We start from the raw sequence: 16,197 nt of genomic DNA, 5'->3' as shown, positions 1-16,197 counted from the left end.
ACAGACTCATAACGAATCCGAATCCGTCGACTCCGGAGGGCCCGTTGTCCCGCTTCGCGCTCATCAAGGCAGTGCTCGGTCCGATCATGCGCCTGATGTTCCGCCCCCGGGTGGAGGGTGTGGAGCACATTCCGGGCGACGGCCCGGTGATCCTGGCCGGCAACCACCTCACGTTCATCGACTCGATGATCCTGCCGCTGGTCTGCGACCGTCAGGTGTTCTTCATCGGCAAGGACGAGTACGTCACCGGCAGGGGCCTCAAGGGGCGGCTGATGGCGTGGTTCTTCACCGGCGTCGGCATGATCCCGGTCGACCGCGACGGCGGCAAGGGCGGGGTCGCGGCGCTGATGACGGGGCGCCGGATCCTGGAGGAGGGCAGGGTCTTCGGCATCTACCCCGAGGGCACGAGGTCTCCCGACGGGCGGCTGTACCGAGGGCGCACCGGTATCGCGCGGCTCACCCTGATGACGGGCGCGCCCGTCGTGCCGTTCGCGATGATCGGCACGGACCGGATCCAGCCGGGCGGGGCGGGGTTTCCGCGGCCGGCCCGGGTGACCGTTCGCTTCGGTGAGGCGATGGAGTTCTCCCGGTACGAGGGGATGGACCGGGATCGGTATGTGCTGCGGGCCGTGACCGATTCCGTGATGGCTGAGGTCATGCGGCTGTCCGGGCAGGAGTACGTGGACATGTATGCGACGAAGGCGAAAGAGGCCGCGTAAGGGGCGGCGCGGGGATTCGCCGGGTGCGGGTGGTTTGTTGTTGCCCGCGCAGTTCCCCGCGCCCCTGGAACAGCGCCCCTGAAGGGGCGCGTTCTCCAGGCGAAGCCGAACACGGACTTGAAGCCGTACGGCCGTCAGTGCTCGACCGTCCCCTCCAGCTTCTGTCCCCGCAGCAGGAACCACGCGGCCGCCGCCGCCGTGAGCAGCACCGCCGCGCCCACACCCGACGCGATCGTCAGGCCCTCGACGAAGGACTCCCGGGCCGCGTCCAGCAGCTCGGCGGACGTGTGGGCGGGCAGGCCCGCGGCCACCTCGACCGCACCGCCCAGTGACTCGTGCGCGGCCTCAGGGGTGCCCGCCGGCGCGGCGAAGCCCTTGTACACGCCGGTCACGATCGAGCCGAGCAGGGCGATACCGAGGGCGGCGCCGAGTTCGTACGCCGTCTCGGACACGGCAGAAGCGGCGCCCGCCTGCTCCTTGGGCACGGAGGCGAGGATCACGTCGGCGGTCACCGTGAACGAGAACCCGGCGCCCACGCCGACGACCAGCAGGGCGGTCCCGAGCAGCGGGTACCCGGTGTGCCGGCCGATCAGGGTCAGTGCGCCCAGCGCCAGGCCGACGGCGGCGAGTCCGCCCGCCACCACGACCCGCACCGAGTACCGGCGGGCGGCCCGCCCGGCGACCAGACCGGCCGCCACCGCACCGATCGCGGCGGGCAGTTCGGCCAGGCCCGCCTCGAACGGGCGCCGGTCCTGCACCAGTTGCAGGAACTGCGAGAGGAAGAAGACCAGGCCGGACATGCCGAGGATGGTCAGCAGGTCGGCGAGGACCGCCCCGCTGAAGCCGCGGTTGCGGAACAGCCGCATGTCCAGCAGCGGGGCCGGGAGGGTGAGCTGGCGCCGGACGAAGCCGTAGAGCGCGGCGGCGCCCAGCAGGCCCGCGGCGAGCGTCTCCCAGGCGAGCCCGTGCGTGGCGGCCTCCTTGATCGCGTACACCACACTGATCATGCCGATCAGCGACAGCAGGACGCTGAGCAGGTCCCAGGGACCGGGGCCGGCGTTCTTCGACTCGGGCAGCAGCCTGCTGCCGACGAGGACGAGGACCGCCATCACGGGCAGGTTGATCAGGAAGACCGAGCCCCACCAGAAGTGCTCCAGCAGGAAACCGCCGACGATCGGACCGACCGCCGTACCGGCGGACGCGGTGGCGCCCCAGATGCCGATGGCGAGGCTGCGCTCGCGCGGGTCGTGGAAGAGGTTGCGGATCAGGGCGAGCGTGGCCGGCATCAGGGTCGCGCCCGCGACACCGAGCAGGGCCCGCGCCACGATCAGCATCTCCGGCGTCGTCGCGTAGGCGTTGAGCACGGAGACCGCGCCGAACGCCGTGGCGCCGACCAGCAGGATCCGCTTGCGGCCGATGCGGTCGCCGAGGCTGCCCATGGAGACGAGCAGACCGGCGATCACGAAGGAGTAGACGTCACCGATCCACAGCAACTGGGTGCCGGACGGGCGCAGGTCCTCCGATATGAAGGGGGTCGCGAGGCCGAGCACGGTGGCGTCGACGGCCACCAGCAGCACGGCGAGCACGAGCACGGACAGCGCGAGCCAGCGGCCGGGGCGCTTCACCGCCTCGTTCACGTTCGCCGGCCGCAGGGTGCTGGTCATGATTCCTCTCTCCGTGTCGCGCCGCCGAGCAGGAGCTCGGCGATCATGTGGGTGAAGTCGTTGGCGGCGACCCGGCCCTCCTGCACGGCCCAGGCGCCCGAGGCCATCAGTCCGTACAGCGCCTCGGTCAGCCACACCGGGGTCAGGTCGATACGGAACTCGCCGCGCGCCTGGCCGCGCCGGAACAGGGCGGCGATCCGGGCGTCCAGCCTGGCCCAGCCCGCGTTCTGCTCCTCGCCCTCGAACAGCTGGTTCTCGGTGTAGAGGAACGCGAGGAGGCCGGCCGCGGACTCGATCTCGCGCACCAGCCGGCGTACGGCGTCGCTCGCGCTGCCCTCGTCCAGCCGGGCCGCCTCCAGCGCGGCCTCGCACTCGGCGATGCCGAGCGCCTCCAGCGCCCGGACCAGCGCGTCGCGCCCGGCGAAGTGGCGGTGCAGCGTGGCCCGGCTGATCCCGGCGGCCTTGGCGACCTCGTCCATGGTCGCGGTGGACTTGCGGGTCAGCAGGGCTGCGGCACTGCGCAGTACGTGCTCTCTGTCGACGGCCATGAGACAACCGTAGCCCATGTGAGACAACTTTGTCTCACGGTGGGCGTGAGTGTCTCACCTACGAGGGGCGACGGGGGCCTTCCGGATTCTCAGTGCCAGGGCAGCTGCCCGCGCCGCTCCCAGTACGCCTGCGGTTCCTCGACGAGCTCGGCGAGCCGCGCCAGCTGGTCGTCGTCGAGGTCCACGACGGCGGCGTGCAGGTTGGAGGCGAGCTGGACGGTGGTCGCGGCGCCGGAGAGGACGACGCCGGCCCACGGTTGGCGCAGGATCAGCGCCAGGGCGACGGCATCGCAGCCCAGGGCGGTCTCCGCCGCCACGGCCTTCAGCGCGTCCGGCGCGTACGGCTCCGCGAGCCGCCCGTTGGCCATGCCCTCCTTGACGATCACCGTGAGCCCGGCGTCGTGCGCCTCGGCGAGGGCGGGGGCGGCCGAGGTCTCCAGGGCGTTGTAGGTGGACTGGACGGTACGGAAGAGCCGCTCGCCGTCGACGGTCACCTCCAGCGCGGCCCGGATCGCGTCGGCCTGCGCGGGTCCGCTGGTGGAGAAGCCGATGGTCAGGCCCTGGGCGGCGGCCTCGGCGAGCCTGGCGTGCAGGTCCTTGTCGGTGAGGGCGGGGCTGTCGGGGGTCACCGAGTGGATCTGGTAGAGGTCGAGCCGGTCGCCGAGCAGTTCGGTGCTCTCGGCGCGCTGCCGTTCGAAGGTGGCGAGGCTGTGGTCCTTGACCTCGTGCTGCTCGGCGTCGGTGGACCAGTCGGCGGTGTAGGTGTAGCCCCACTTGCTGCCGACGACGATGTCGTCGATCTCGGGGTGGGCGTTCAGCCAGTCGGCGAGGAACTCCTCGGAGCGGCCGTAGGAGCGGGCGACGTCGAAGTAGCGCACGCCCTGGGCGTAGGCGGCGTCCAGGAGGGCGTGGGTGCGGGTGCGCAGCGTCTCGACGCTGCGGTCCTCTCCGAGGTCGTGGTCTCGGCCGAGGTTGATGTAGCCGGGGCGGCCGACGGCGGCGAGGCCGAGTCCGATGTGGCAGGTGGGGGTCGTTGCTGTTGCCAGTCGGGCGAAGGGCATCGCGGGCTCCGGTCGGTCGGTTCCGGTACGGCTCTCGACCAACGTAACCCGCGACGACCTTCGCTTCAGAGCTCGGTTCGCGCCGTGGTTCGGCGGGTGCGGGGGTGTTGTGGCTGGTCGCGCAGTTCCCCGCGCCCCTGAAGGGCGTTCCCCTTACCGCTTCTCATTGGCCCACGAGTGCTGGGCGGCCACGTCTGCCTTCACCTCTGCCAGTTGGATCGCGACCGCACTGGGTGCCGTGCCCCCGCGGCCGTTGCGGGAGGCCAGGGCGCCCGGCACGTTGAGGACCGAGCGGACCTCCGGTGTCAGGTGGGTGGAGATCTTCGCGAACTGCTCGTCGGTCAGCTCGTCGAGCTCCTTGCCCTCGGCCTCGGCGACCTTGACGCACTCGCCGGCCACCTCGTGCGCGACCCGGAAGGGCACCCCCTGCTTGACCAGCCACTCGGCGATGTCGGTGGCGAGGGAGAAGCCCGCCGGGGCCAGCTCCTCCATGCGCTCGCGGTGCACGGTGAGGGTGGCCATCATGCCGGTGAAGGCGGGGAGCAGGACCTCCAGCTGGTCGATGGAGTCGAAGACCGGCTCCTTGTCCTCCTGCAGGTCGCGGTTGTACGCGAGGGGGAGGGCCTTGAGGGTGGCCATCAGGCCGGTCAGGTTGCCGATCAGGCGGCCGGACTTGCCGCGCGCCAGCTCCGCGATGTCGGGGTTCTTCTTCTGCGGCATGATCGACGAGCCGGTGGAGAAGGCGTCGTGCAGGGTCACGAAGGAGAACTCCTTCGTATTCCAGATGATGACCTCCTCGGCGATCCGGGAGAGGTTGACGCCGATCATCGCGGTGATGAAGGCGAACTCGGCGACGAAGTCGCGGGAGGCCGTGCCGTCGATGGAGTTGGCGGCGCTGCCGTGCTCGAAGCCGAGGTCCTTGGCGACCGCCTCCGGGTCCAGACCGAGGCTGCTGCCCGCGAGGGCGCCCGAGCCGTACGGCGACACGGCCGTCCGCTCGTCCCACTGGCGCAGGCGTTCGGCGTCCCGGGACAGCGACTGCACATGCGCGAGGACGTGGTGGGCGAAGAGCACCGGCTGGGCGTGCTGGAGGTGGGTGCGGCCGGGCATCGCCACGTCCGGGTGGGCCTCGGCGAGGCCGATCAGTGCGTCCTGGAGGTCGGCGATCAGGCCGCCGATGGTGCGGGCGTGGTCGCGCAGGTACATCCGGAAGAGGGTCGCGACCTGGTCGTTCCTCGACCGTCCCGCGCGCAGCTTGCCGCCGAGGTCGGGGCCGAGACGCTCCAGCAGGCCGCGCTCCAGGGCGGTGTGGACGTCCTCGTCGGCGATGGTGCCGGTGAAGGAGCCGTCGGCCACGTCCGCTTCGAGCTGGTCCAGCCCGGCGATCATGCGCTGAAGCTCGTCCTCGGTGAGCAGCCCCGCCTTGTGCAGCACGCGCGCGTGCGCACGCGAACCGGCGATGTCGTAGGGCGCGAGCCGCCAGTCGAAGTGGACGGACGCGGACAGCTTCGCCAGGGCCTCGGCGGGACCGTCGGCGAAACGGCCACCCCACAGCCGTACGTCACCGCTGTTACTGCTCACTACGTGCACTCCTCGAGATTTGGGTGATGAAAACGCCCTCAAAGGGGCGCGGGGAACTGCGCGACCAGCCACAACGGGCCCGCAGCTCCCCTCCCACAGCAACCAGCCCGAATCAGCCCAGATCCCGCTTCGCCGCGATCTTCGACGACAGGCTGTAGATGTCGATGAAGCCCTTCGCCGCGGACTGGTCGAACGTGTCGCCCGTGTCGTAGGTCGCGAGGTTGAAGTCGTACAGCGACGCCTCGGAGCGCCGGCCGGTGACGACCGCGCGGCCGCCGTGCAGGGTCATCCGGATGTCGCCGGAGACGTGCTGGTTGGCCTCGTTGATGAAGCCGTCCAGGGCGCGCTTGAGGGGGGAGAACCACAGGCCGTCGTAGACCAGCTCGCCCCAGCGCTGCTCGACCTGCCGCTTGTAGCGGGCGAGCTCACGCTCGACGGTGACGTTCTCCAGCTCCTGGTGGGCGGTGATCAGCGCGATGGCGCCCGGGGCCTCGTACACCTCGCGGGACTTGATGCCCACGAGCCGGTCCTCGACCATGTCGATCCGGCCGATGCCCTGGGCGCCGGCGCGCTCGTTGAGCTGCTGGATGGCCTGCAGGACGGTGACGGGCTTGCCGTCGATGGCGACCGGGACGCCCTCCTTGAAGGTGATGATCACCTCGTCGGCGTCGCGCGGCGCGGCCGGGTTCTGGGTGTACTCGTAGATGTCCTCGATCGGGGCGTTCCAGATGTCCTCCAGGAAGCCCGTCTCGACGGCACGGCCGAAGACGTTCTGGTCGATGGAGTACGGGGACTTCTTGGTGGTCGCGATCGGGAGGTTCTTCTCCTCGCAGAAGGCGATGGCCTTGTCGCGCGTCATCGCGTAGTCCCGGACCGGGGCGATGCACTTCAGGTCGGGGGCGAGGGCGACGATGCCGGCCTCGAAGCGGACCTGGTCGTTGCCCTTGCCGGTGCAGCCGTGGGCGACCGTGGTGGCGCCGTGCTTCTTGGCGGCGGCGACGAGGTGCTTGACGATCGTCGGCCGGGAAAGGGCGGAGACCAGCGGGTAGCGGTCCATGTAGAGGGCGTTGGCCTTGATCGCCGGGAGGCAGTACTCCTCGGCGAACTCGTCCTTGGCGTCCGCGACCTCGGCCTCGACGGCACCGCAGGCGAGCGCGCGCTTGCGGATGACGTCCAGGTCCTCGCCGCCCTGGCCGACGTCCACGGCAACGGCGATGACCTCGGCGCCGGTCTCCTCGGCGATCCAGCCGATGGCGACGGAGGTGTCCAGACCGCCGGAGTAGGCGAGTACGACGCGCTCGGTCACGGGTTTCTCCTCACACTGCATTCGCTGACATGCATGAGTATGCAGGAGCCTGCATGGTTCGTCAATCGGGCATGAAATTTCCGCACGGCCTGAACATCCGAAACCGCTTTCCCGTACTCCTCATCGAACGCCGGCACCCCATCAGTCACAGAACACCCCTAGTGAGGCTTCCGCATGTCCAGGGCTCTTCCGAAGTACCACAAGCGTCGTATCGCGATGATCGGCGGCGCTTCCGCGGTGGTGTTGTCCGGGGCGGTGATCGCCGGCTCCGCCTTGGCCGGGGAGACGTCCAAGAACAACGCGGCGCAGGCGTCGACGAAGGCGGCGGCCGGCACCATCAGCTGCCCGGCGGTGGCGCCCAGCCTCCCGGCGGTCCCGGCGTCCGCGAAGGCCGAGGTCGACCGCAACCTCGCCCTGCTCAACACCCAGATCGCCGAGGCCGACAAGCGCCTGCGGGAGACCGTCGGCCAGGGCGGACCCAACTTCGTCCAGAACGCCATCCTCGGCCCGCTGAAGGACAAGCGGGTCGCCACCATCAACCGCATCGCCACCGCGATCGGCCGCACCGCCGCCCGGCCGCAGGGCCTGGACTCGCTCGCCACCTGCACGCTCGGCGCGGCCGGCGCGACGAACAATGCGGGTGGCGCGACGAACAACGCGGGTGGCGCCGCCGGCAACGCCGGTGCCGCCACGCCCAGCGCGCCCGCCTCCCAAGGCGGGGGCGGCAACACGGGCGCGGGCACGATCTCCTGCCCCGACGTGGCGTCCCGCCTCCCCGCGGTCCCCGCGTCCGCGAAGGCCGAGGTCGACCGCAACCTCGCCCTGCTCAACACCCAGATCGCCGAGGCCGACAAGCGCCTGCGGGAGACCGTCGGCCAGGGCGGACCCAACTTCGTCCAGAACGCCATCCTCGGCCCGCTCGCCTCCAAGCGGACGGCGGCCATCGACCGGATCGCCATCTCCATCGGCCGCACGGCCGCCAAGCCCCAGGGACTCAACTCCCTGGCCGCCTGCACGCTCACCAAGTGACGTGACAGGCACCGAGGCCGCCCCGTTGGAGCGCCGGCCGGGGCGGCCTCGGTGAAACAGCCCTGGCAAATCCTTTAGGCAGGCGAACTAACTTCGTGGATAATCACTTGCCATGGGAAAGACGTACGAGCGCATCGACGGCAGACTCCGTTCGTTCATCGAGGAGCAGCCCCTCTTCTTCACCGCGACCGCCCCGCTCTCCGGCGACGGCACGGTCAACCTCTCCCCCAAGGGCCTCAAGGGCTCGTTCGTCGTGCTCGACGAACTCACCGTGGCCTACCTGGACTTCGCCGGCTCCACGGCCGAGACGGTCGCGCATCTGCGGGAGAACGGGCGGATCACCCTCATGTGGTGCGCGTTCCAGGGCCCGCCGAACATCGTCCGGGTGCACGGCCGGGGCGAGCCGGTGTTCCGTGACGATCCGCGCTTCGGGGAACTGCTCGCCCACTTCCCGGACATCGACGCGAGCGCGCACGGGCTGCGCGCGATCGTCGTCGTGACGGCCGAACTCATCCGGGACAGCTGTGGTTTCGCGGTGCCGTTCATGACGTACGACGGCGATCGCGAGCTGCATGCCCGGCGCTTCGCGCGTGAGGACACCGCATCGCTGAGCGCCTACTTCGCGGGCAAGGACCACATCGCCACGAGCCTGGACGGGCTGCCCGGGGTGCCACTGCCGCTGGCTCCCGTCACGCACGACGGCCGTCCGATTTGATCCGTTTATTGAATGAACACCGTCACATCCCTGTTCGGGATATTTGACGGAATTCTTCCATCCGCCGCTTTCCCCCACCTAGCCTGGGCGGCAGACCACAGCAACGGATCAGGAACAGATGGGGGATTGATGTTCCGACCGGCACGCGAACCGCAGACCAAACGCCATGTCCGCAGCTCGTTCTACGTCGTCGGCGAGGGCGTGCTCGCCGACTCCGGCGACGACCGCCCTGCGCGGGCGCAGACACCGTCCACCGTCGCCGCGCTGCGCAGGTTCCGCTTCTCCCGCCTGGGACCCCAGGCCCGGGAGAACCAGCTGCTCGACCGGGCCGCCCGGGCGGAGCTCGCCCGGGCGATGACCGACCCGGAGCGCCCGCAGCCCGACTCCGGCAACCCGAAGGTGCCGGCGGGCTTCACCTACCTCGGCCAGCTCGTGGACCACGACCTCACCCTGGACGCCACGGCGGTCCAACTGGAGGACGACATCACGGTCCGCCAACTGCTTCAGGGCCGCTCGCCCGCCCTGGACCTCGACTGCCTCTACGGGCTGGGGCCCGGCCACCGCTTCGACCGCCGCTTCTACGACGACGACGGCATCCGGCTGAAGACCGGCACCACCCAGGGCGTGCCGGGCGGCGACCCGGTCACCGGTCTGCCCCTCGGCGGCTTCGACCTGCCCCGGGTGGGCACCGGCTCGCTGAAGTCGGAGCGGCGGCGTCCGCTGATCCCGGATCCGCGCAACGACGAGAACCTCGTGGTCGCCCAGCTGCACTGCGCCTTCATCCGCTTCCACAACCGGTTCGCGATGGAGCTCGCCGGTCAGGGCGTGTCCAGCGCGGTGCTGTTCGAGTCGGCCCGTGAGGCGGTCGTCAAGCACTACCAGTGGATGCTGCGGCACGACTTCCTGCCCCGGATCGTAGACGAGTCGGTCCTCGACGAGGTCTTCACCAAGGGCCGCCGGTTCTTCGAGCCGTCGCCCGGCGAGTACGACCACCCGACGATGCCGGTCGAGTTCTCGGTGGCCGCCTACCGACTGGGCCACAGCATGGTGCGCGGCGCCTACAACTGGAACCGCGTCTTCGACAACGGCGCGGGCACCCTGCCGCTGCTCTTCCAGTTCACCGGCACCAGCGGCATCCTCTCCCCGCCGCCGGCCGACCCGGCGGACCCGGAGGCGGGCGACTTCGAACGCCTGCCGACCAACTGGATCGCCGACTTCCGGCGCCTGTTCGACTTCCGGGAGGCGGGCCGCGACGACCTGGGCGTGCCCGGCGAGCAGTTCAACCTGACCAAGCGCATCGACACGCTGCTGGTCAACCCGCTGGCCGACCTCCCACTCGGCTCGTTCGGCGGACGCGGCCGGCCGCCGGCCGATCCCATCGAGCTGAACCTCGCCTTCCGCAACCTCACCCGGGCGAACATGATGCGGCTCGCCACCGGTCAGCAGATGGCCCGTCACCTCGGCGTCAAACCGCTGCTGGCGTCCGACTTCGACAACCGCGACGGGGCGCGGCTGAGCGACGGGCTGCGCAGGCAGCTGGCCGACAACTGCCCGCTGTGGTTCTACGTGCTGCGCGAGGCCGAGGTGAACGGCGGCGGCCGGCTGACCGGCGTCGGCGGGCGCATCGTCGCCGAGGTGTTCCACCGCGCGATGGAGGGCAGCCGGCACTCCATCGTCCGTGACCCCTTCTGGCGGCCCTTCCTCAGCCCCGTCCAGGACCGCAGGGCCAAGGGCGTGTTCGAGATGACCGACCTGCTGCTGTACGCCTTCGAGGAGCGGGCGGATCTGCTCAACCCGCTCGGGCCGTGACCGTTCCGGGCCCGAACGGACCATCCGAACTGCCGGTGCGCAAAGCCCCCGTTAGCGTCGGGGGCATGCGCACCGCCGTCGCCGCCACCGTGTCCGTCCTCGTCTGCGCCTGCCTCCTCGGCGCCGCCCCCGCCGAGCGGCCCGCGCTGCCCGACCGCATGGCCGACACCGGCCCCGGCACTCAGCTGATCACCGCCGTGGCTCCCGAGGCGGGTTCGACGACGGGGACGGTGACGTGGTGGGACCGGCGGGACGGACGCTGGGTCGGCGCCGGTTCGGCGCCGGCCCGGTTCGGGGCCAAGGGGCTCGTCGAGGGGAAGGCGCGCAAGCAGGGCACGAACACCACACCGACAGGCCTGTTCACCCTGCCGTACGCCTTCGGGATCAAGGCGGCGCCGAGCGGGACGACGTACAGGTACCGGCCGGTGCGCGCGGGCTCCTGGTGGTGTCAGGACAACGACTCGCGCTCCTACAACCGCTGGACCGAGCCCCGCCCCGCCCACTGCCGGGCGAAGGAGGCCGAGCACCTGATGTCGTACGGGCCGCTGTACGCGCATGCGCTGGTCGTCGGCTTCAACTACCACAAGCCGGTGCGCGGGCGCGGGGCCGGGATCTTTCTGCACGTCAGGGGGAAGGGAGCGACGGCCGGTTGTGTGTCGGTGCCGGAGGACGCCATGCGGCGGATCCTGCTGTGGGCCAAGGCCCGGGGCAGGCCGCACCTCGCGGTGGGGACGGAGAGCGGGCCCACCGCGATCACCCGGTACTGACCTGAACACACGGCCGCCCGCACACGTATCTCTGGGCCAAGGGACCACGACAATCCGTTGCCCCCGTCCCCGGAGGAACCGTGACCACCACGCTCGCGGGCGGCCGCGCCGCCCGGCGTCAGACCATGCGCCGCATCCGCCCGCGCCGCTCCCCCGCCGTCCCGCTGCTGATCGCCGTGTGGGCCGGTGCGGCCGCGGTGCTGTGGCTGTGGTGGCAGAACACCCCGTCCGTCGCCGACACCACCGGCCGGATCCTGGGCGCGGGCCGGATCACCGGGCTGCTCGCCGGATATCTGATGGCGCTGGTGGTGCTCCAGATGGCCCGGGTGCCCGCGCTGGAGCGGCGGGTGGGCTCCGACCGGGTCGCGCGCTGGCACGCGATGACCGGCCGCTACACCCTCAGCCTGGTCATCGCGCACGTCTTCCTCACGATGTGGGGCTACGCGTTGCAGGCCGGCAAGACCCTCGGTGACGTCGTCCAGCAGACGATCGACTCCGTCAATCAGCTGCCGGACATGGGCAAGGCCGCCATCGGCACCGGTCTGCTGGTGCTCATCGGCTTCGTCTCGATCGGCCCGGTCCGCCGCAGGATGCCGTACGACACCTGGTACCACGTCCATCTGATGACGTACGCGGCGGTGTACCTGACGTTCTGGCACCAGATCAGCACCGGCAACGAGTTCGCCGTCGAGCCCGCCGCGAAGACGTTCTGGTACGGGCTGTACGGGGCGGTCACCGCGCTGGTGGTGTGGTTCCGGATCATCGCCCCGATCAGGCTGAACCTGAAGCACCGGATGCGGGTCGAGGCGGTCATCGAGGAGACGCCCGGAATCGTGTCGGTGCTGATCGGCGGGCGGAAGCTGCACCGGATGGGCGCGGAGGCGGGGCAGTTCTTCCGCTGGCGGTTCCTGGCTCCGGGCATGCGGTTCAGCTCCCACCCGTACTCGCTGTCGGCGGCGCCCCGCCCGGACATGCTGCGGATCACGGTGAAGGCGATCGGTGACCACAGCACCCGGCTGCGGGAGCTGCGGCCCGGCACCCGGGTGTGGGCCGAGGGGCCGTACGGCGCGCTGACCGCCCAGCGCCGCAGCCGCGGCAAGGTGCTGCTGGTCGCGGGCGGCGTCGGGATCACGCCGATGCGGGCGCTGTTCGAGACGCTGCCGGGCGCGGCGGGTGACATCACCCTGCTGTACCGGGCCAACAGCACCCAGGACCTGGCCCTGTGGGACGAGCTGGCGAAGATCGCCGACGAGCGGGGCGCCCGGCTGATGTACGCGGTCAACAGCCCGGACGGGGCACGTCCGGACATCTCCGCGGAGTCGCTGCAGCGCAAGATCGGGGACATCGACCGCCACGACGTCTTCCTGTGCGGGCCGCCCGGCTTCGCACAGTCCGTCTACGAGGCACTGCGCGGTGCGGGGGTCCCCGCCCGCCGTATCCATCACGAGTCGTTCGAGATGTGAGCGACGGGTCATCAGGAGACCGGCAACATGAAGAAGAGCCACCCCATCCGGCGTGCCGTGCTGGCCACCGCCGCCACCGTGTCCGGCATCGTGCTGCTGCTGTCGCTGAAGCCGGCGACCGACCCCGGCTCCGCCGCGGCGGGCGGCGCGGCACCCCCCGCGGGGGCGGCGGCGCCCCAGGGCGGAGCACAGGCCGCCGGCACCGCCACGGTCTCCGGCGCCGTGGCCGAGACGCAGTACGGTCCCGTGCAGGTCCGGCTGACCGTGAGCAACGGCAAGATCACCCAGGCGGAGGCGGTGCAGGCGCCGAGCGGCGGCCAGAGCAGCCAGATCACCGCCAACGCCGTGCCCCAGCTCAACCAGGCCGCCGTCGCGGCGCAGAGCGCGGAGATCGACGCGGTGTCCGGGGCGACGTACACCAGCGCCGGCTACAAGGAGTCCCTGCAGTCGGCCCTGGACCAGGTCCGGGCGAGCGGCGGCGGTTCCGCCGAACAGGGCTCCGGTGGCGGCGCCCAGGCCGCGCGGACGGTCACCGGGGACGTGGCCCAGACCCAGTACGGACCCGTCCAGGTCCGGATCACCGTCAGCGGCGGGAAGATCACCCAGGCCGAGGCGGTGCAGGCGCCCAGCGGCGGCCAGAGCAGCCAGATCACCGCCAACGCCGTACCCCAGCTCAACCAGGCCGCCGTCGCGGCGGGCAGCGCCGACATCGACGCCGTGTCCGGAGCCACATACACCAGCGGTGGGTACCGGCAGTCGCTGCAGTCGGCGCTGGACCAGGCCGGTGGCTGAGCCGGTGGCGGAACCCGCACAGGCTCCCGCCGCGGAACGCCGAGCGGAGGAGGTGATGGGGACCGTCTTCTCCTTCGACGTCCGCGGCGGGGATCCCACCGCCGTGCGAGCGGCCCTCGACGAGGCCGTCGCCGGACTGCACCGGGTCGACGCGGTGTTCAGCACCTACCGCGAGGACAGCCAGATCTCGCGGCTGGGCCGCGGGGAGGTGACCGTCGGGGAGTGCGATCCCGAGGTCGCCGAGGTGCTGGAGCTGGCCGCCGAGGCGGAGCGGGTCAGCGAGGGCTGGTTCAGCACGACGTACGAGGGCCGGCTGGACCCGACCGGGATCGTCAAGGGCTGGGCCGTCGAACGGGCGGCGCGGCTGCTGTCGGCGGCGGGGGCGAGCGGGGTCAGCGTCAACGGCGGCGGGGACGTGCAGCTGCTGGGCGTGCCCGGCGCGGAGCGGCCCTGGCGGGTCGGCGTGTCGGACCCGCTGCGGCCCGGTGGGCTGGCGGCGGTCGTCTCGGCGGCCCGCGCCGACGAACTGGCCGTGGCCACCTCCGGCACGGCCGAACGCGGCGCCCACATCGTCGACCCGCGCACCGGCAAGTCGGCGGTGACTGACCTGCTCGCGGTGACGGTCGTCGCCCCCCGCCTGACCTGGGCGGACTGCTGGGCGACGGCCGCCTTCGCGATGGGCGCGCGGGACGGCCTGGCCTGGCTGGAGTCCCTGCCGGAGGTGGAGGCGCTGCTGATCACGGCGGGGGACGAGGTGTGGTGCACGGGTGGGCTGGCCGGGTGGCTGGGGTGAGTGGGCGGTCATGCCGAGGCCCAAACCTGCCGAGGTGCGGCGGCGCTACCGGCCTCACGCCGTGGCCCGGACCAGCCAGCACGCGGCCGTGAACCTGACCTCCGTCCCGTGCACGTATGAGGCGAAGGCGGTGTGGAGCGTCTCGACGACCCGCGCCCGCGTCGGCTCGTCCACCTCGTGCAGCACCCGGCCCACGGGGCCGAGCAGCGTGAAGTAGCGCTCCAGGTCCTTCTCCGGCATGGCGCACGGCACGTCGAGCGGCTCGACGGCGACCCCCGTCCAGCCGCTCTCCTCCAGAACGCCCCGTACCCGCTCCGCCGGCGCCAGGGCGAACTGGCCGGGCGCGTCCGGGTCACGGGGCGGCAGGTTCGGCAGCAGCGGTCCAGCGGCCCGCTCGGCCGTCGTCATGAACGGGTTCTCCTCGGGGCCGCGCCACACGATGAGCCGGAGTCCCCCGCCGGGCCGCGCGGCGCGCCGCAGGTTGGCGAAGGCGCCGGCGAAGTCGTCGAAGAACATCACGCCGAACCGCGAGATCACCAGGTCGAAGGCGGCCGGTTCGAAGGCGTGGGTCGCGGCGTCGGCCTGGATGAAACGGGCCGGCACACCCTCCCGCTCGGCGCGCGCCCGGGCGGCCTCGACCATCGGCTCGGCGATGTCGACACCGACGCAGCTGCCCTCCGGGCCGGCACGCCGTGCCGCGGCGACCGTCGTGGCGCCCGTGCCGCAGCCGACGTCGAGGAGGCGCGCACCGGGTCCGACCGGCTCGGCGAGCAGCGGCTCGAACGGTTTGAACAGCCTGTCGAGCAGGTCCTGCGCCGCGACCCAGTTGCGCCCCGCGGCCCCGCCCCACAGCGCCTTCAGTGCCTGAGCGTCCCGGCGTTCGGCGGTCATGACCGGCTCCCTTCGCTTGCCCTGGAAAATCCGTAGTCGTACGGTGCCAGTTCAAGTCAACTTGAGGTCAAGGGCATGGGCGATCCGGACCCTATGGGTCATCCGGACATAGCGGAAGTGGCACGGCGTTCCGGCGTGCCCGCGTCGACCCTCCGCTTCTACGAGGAGAAGGGCCTGATCGTCTCGACCGGCAGACGGGCCGGTCGGCGTGTCTTCGATCCGGGCGTGACGCAGCGGCTGGCGCTGATCGCGATGGGCCGCGCCGCCGGTTTCTCACTCGACGAGATCGCGCTGATGTTCGCGCCGGACGGCCGGCCCCGGATCGACCGGGGGACGCTGACGGCGAAGGCGGACGAGCTGGACGAGACGATCCGCCGGCTGACCGCCATGCGCGACGGACTGCGGCACGCGGCGGACTGCCCCGCGCCCAGCCATATGGAATGCCCGACCTTCCGCCGCCTGCTGCGGGCGGCGGAGTCGGGTGGGATGCGCGCGCGAAAGGACCGGCTCAGTGGCCGTTCTGCGCCAGCCGCAGCAGATGGTCGGCGAGGGCCTGTCCCCCGTCCGGCTGACGGCTGATCAGCAGCAGCGTGTCGTCGCCGGCGATGGTGCCCAGGATGTCGTGCAGTTCGGCCTGGTCGATCGCCGAGGCGAGGAACTGGGCGGCACCCGGCGGGGTGCGCAGGACCACGAGGTTGGCGGACGCCTCGGCGGAGATCAGCAGCTCCTGGGACAGGCGCCGCATCCGCTCCTCCTTCGCCGACTCCCCCAGCGGCGCGCGCGGCGTGCGGAAACCGCCCTCGCTGGGCACCGCGTAGATGAGGTCGCCGTCGTTGTTGCGGATCTTCACCGCGTTCAGCTCGTCCAGGTCCCGGGAGAGCGTCGCCTGCGTGACGGTCAGCCCGTCGTCGGCGAGCAGCTTCGCCAACTGGCTCTGGGAGCGCACCGGTTGCCGGTTGAGGATGTCCACGATCCGGCGGTGGCGTGCGGTGCGGGTCTGCGGCACGGCAGGCCCGTTGACCCCCGTCTGCCCGTGGTCCTGCGCGTGGCTCATCGTCG

General features: G+C 71.4%; 16 protein-coding genes. 9 read left to right on the top strand and 7 right to left on the bottom strand.

Going from position 1 to position 16,197, the window contains the following annotated elements; translation table 11 throughout:
• The first annotated feature begins 44 nt into the window (after positions 1-44).
• On the top strand, positions 45-719 hold the full coding sequence (locus tag I2W78_RS33595) for a lysophospholipid acyltransferase family protein (RefSeq protein WP_196464011.1): 675 nt from the start codon (positions 45-47) through the stop codon (positions 717-719).
• A gap of 134 nt (positions 720-853) precedes the next feature.
• Here the strand turns inward: I2W78_RS33595 and I2W78_RS33590 are convergent, their stop codons facing one another.
• From I2W78_RS33590 to I2W78_RS33570, 5 genes are all read right to left on the bottom strand, one after another.
• Positions 854-2,383, bottom strand: a complete 1,530-nt coding sequence (locus I2W78_RS33590) for an MFS transporter (protein WP_196464010.1) — start codon at positions 2,381-2,383, stop codon at positions 854-856.
• Positions 2,380-2,931: a TetR/AcrR family transcriptional regulator gene (locus tag I2W78_RS33585; protein WP_196464009.1), complete on the bottom strand. Its 552-nt coding sequence runs from the start codon at positions 2,929-2,931 to the stop codon at positions 2,380-2,382. The genes I2W78_RS33590 and I2W78_RS33585 overlap by 4 nt, the downstream gene beginning before the upstream one ends.
• Before the next feature lie 89 nt (positions 2,932-3,020).
• Positions 3,021-3,992 (bottom strand): aldo/keto reductase, encoded by a 972-nt coding sequence (locus I2W78_RS33580; RefSeq protein WP_196464008.1) that lies wholly within the window; start codon positions 3,990-3,992, stop codon positions 3,021-3,023.
• A 153-nt stretch (positions 3,993-4,145) separates the two neighbouring features.
• Positions 4,146-5,573, bottom strand: coding sequence for an argininosuccinate lyase (gene argH / locus I2W78_RS33575; protein ID WP_196464007.1), 1,428 nt, complete (start codon positions 5,571-5,573; stop codon positions 4,146-4,148).
• 112 nt (positions 5,574-5,685) lie between these two features.
• The gene (locus I2W78_RS33570) at positions 5,686-6,879 is read right to left on the bottom strand and encodes an argininosuccinate synthase (RefSeq protein WP_196464006.1); all 1,194 of its coding nucleotides are present in this window, start codon (positions 6,877-6,879) and stop codon (positions 5,686-5,688) included.
• A 174-nt stretch (positions 6,880-7,053) separates the two neighbouring features.
• Here I2W78_RS33570 and I2W78_RS33565 point away from each other — a divergent pair, with 174 nt between their 5' ends.
• The 7 genes from I2W78_RS33565 to I2W78_RS33535 all read left to right on the top strand — a co-directional run bounded on the left by I2W78_RS33565 (position 7,054) and on the right by I2W78_RS33535 (position 14,247).
• Positions 7,054-7,908, top strand: a complete 855-nt coding sequence (locus I2W78_RS33565) for a hypothetical protein (RefSeq protein ID WP_196464005.1) — start codon at positions 7,054-7,056, stop codon at positions 7,906-7,908.
• 112 nt (positions 7,909-8,020) lie between these two features.
• On the top strand, positions 8,021-8,623 hold the full coding sequence (locus tag I2W78_RS33560; RefSeq protein WP_196464004.1) for a pyridoxamine 5'-phosphate oxidase family protein: 603 nt from the start codon (positions 8,021-8,023) through the stop codon (positions 8,621-8,623).
• A 129-nt stretch (positions 8,624-8,752) separates the two neighbouring features.
• On the top strand, positions 8,753-10,432 hold the full coding sequence (locus I2W78_RS33555) for a peroxidase family protein (protein ID WP_196464003.1): 1,680 nt from the start codon (positions 8,753-8,755) through the stop codon (positions 10,430-10,432).
• Between the two features lie 65 nt (positions 10,433-10,497).
• Entirely contained in the window at positions 10,498-11,199 is a 702-nt protein-coding gene (locus I2W78_RS33550) for a L,D-transpeptidase family protein (protein WP_196464002.1), read from the top strand.
• An 80-nt stretch (positions 11,200-11,279) separates the two neighbouring features.
• Complete coding sequence (locus I2W78_RS33545; RefSeq protein WP_196464001.1) at positions 11,280-12,662, top strand: ferredoxin reductase family protein; 1,383 nt, start codon at positions 11,280-11,282, stop codon at positions 12,660-12,662.
• Positions 12,663-12,689: 27 nt separating this feature from the next.
• A complete protein-coding gene (locus tag I2W78_RS33540; RefSeq protein WP_196464000.1) occupies positions 12,690-13,454 on the top strand; it encodes an FMN-binding protein in 765 nt (254 codons plus the stop codon).
• Positions 13,455-13,509: 55 nt separating this feature from the next.
• Complete coding sequence (locus I2W78_RS33535) at positions 13,510-14,247, top strand: FAD:protein FMN transferase (RefSeq protein ID WP_230885677.1); 738 nt, start codon at positions 13,510-13,512, stop codon at positions 14,245-14,247.
• A gap of 54 nt (positions 14,248-14,301) precedes the next feature.
• On the opposite strand, the gene I2W78_RS33530 is transcribed toward I2W78_RS33535, so the two are convergent.
• Complete coding sequence (locus I2W78_RS33530; RefSeq protein ID WP_196463999.1) at positions 14,302-15,138, bottom strand: class I SAM-dependent methyltransferase; 837 nt, start codon at positions 15,136-15,138, stop codon at positions 14,302-14,304.
• A gap of 75 nt (positions 15,139-15,213) precedes the next feature.
• Here I2W78_RS33530 and I2W78_RS33525 point away from each other — a divergent pair, with 75 nt between their 5' ends.
• A complete protein-coding gene (locus I2W78_RS33525; protein ID WP_307783901.1) occupies positions 15,214-15,717 on the top strand; it encodes a helix-turn-helix domain-containing protein in 504 nt (167 codons plus the stop codon).
• Here the strand turns inward: I2W78_RS33525 and I2W78_RS33520 are convergent.
• Entirely contained in the window at positions 15,647-16,192 is a 546-nt protein-coding gene (locus tag I2W78_RS33520; protein WP_196463998.1) for an arginine repressor, read from the bottom strand. The two genes, I2W78_RS33525 and I2W78_RS33520, sit on opposite strands and share 71 nt — an antisense overlap.
• Between the last annotated feature and the right edge of the window lie 5 nt (positions 16,193-16,197).

It is taken from the genome of Streptomyces spinoverrucosus, assembly GCF_015712165.1.
Lineage (GTDB): Bacteria > Actinomycetota > Actinomycetes > Streptomycetales > Streptomycetaceae > Streptomyces > Streptomyces spinoverrucosus_A.
This window is presented reverse-complemented; position numbering and strand designations above follow the sequence as displayed.

Excerpts from the sequence above, each read along its gene's own strand:
- I2W78_RS33590 (WP_196464010.1), bottom strand. The coding sequence starts at position 2,383 with ATGACCAGCACCCTGCGGCCGGCGAACGTGAACGAGGCGGTGAAGCGC.
- I2W78_RS33585 (WP_196464009.1), bottom strand. The coding sequence starts at position 2,931 with ATGGCCGTCGACAGAGAGCACGTACTGCGCAGTGCCGCAGCCCTGCTG.
- I2W78_RS33580 (WP_196464008.1), bottom strand. The coding sequence starts at position 3,992 with ATGCCCTTCGCCCGACTGGCAACAGCAACGACCCCCACCTGCCACATC.
- I2W78_RS33565 (WP_196464005.1), top strand. The coding sequence starts at position 7,054 with ATGTCCAGGGCTCTTCCGAAGTACCACAAGCGTCGTATCGCGATGATC.
- I2W78_RS33560 (WP_196464004.1), top strand. The coding sequence starts at position 8,021 with ATGGGAAAGACGTACGAGCGCATCGACGGCAGACTCCGTTCGTTCATC.
- I2W78_RS33555 (WP_196464003.1), top strand. The coding sequence starts at position 8,753 with ATGTTCCGACCGGCACGCGAACCGCAGACCAAACGCCATGTCCGCAGC.
- I2W78_RS33550 (WP_196464002.1), top strand. The coding sequence starts at position 10,498 with ATGCGCACCGCCGTCGCCGCCACCGTGTCCGTCCTCGTCTGCGCCTGC.
- I2W78_RS33540 (WP_196464000.1), top strand. The coding sequence starts at position 12,690 with ATGAAGAAGAGCCACCCCATCCGGCGTGCCGTGCTGGCCACCGCCGCC.
- I2W78_RS33535 (WP_230885677.1), top strand. The coding sequence starts at position 13,510 with ATGGGGACCGTCTTCTCCTTCGACGTCCGCGGCGGGGATCCCACCGCC.
- I2W78_RS33530 (WP_196463999.1), bottom strand. The coding sequence starts at position 15,138 with ATGACCGCCGAACGCCGGGACGCTCAGGCACTGAAGGCGCTGTGGGGC.
- I2W78_RS33525 (WP_307783901.1), top strand. The coding sequence starts at position 15,214 with ATGGGCGATCCGGACCCTATGGGTCATCCGGACATAGCGGAAGTGGCA.
- I2W78_RS33520 (WP_196463998.1), bottom strand. The coding sequence starts at position 16,192 with ATGAGCCACGCGCAGGACCACGGGCAGACGGGGGTCAACGGGCCTGCC.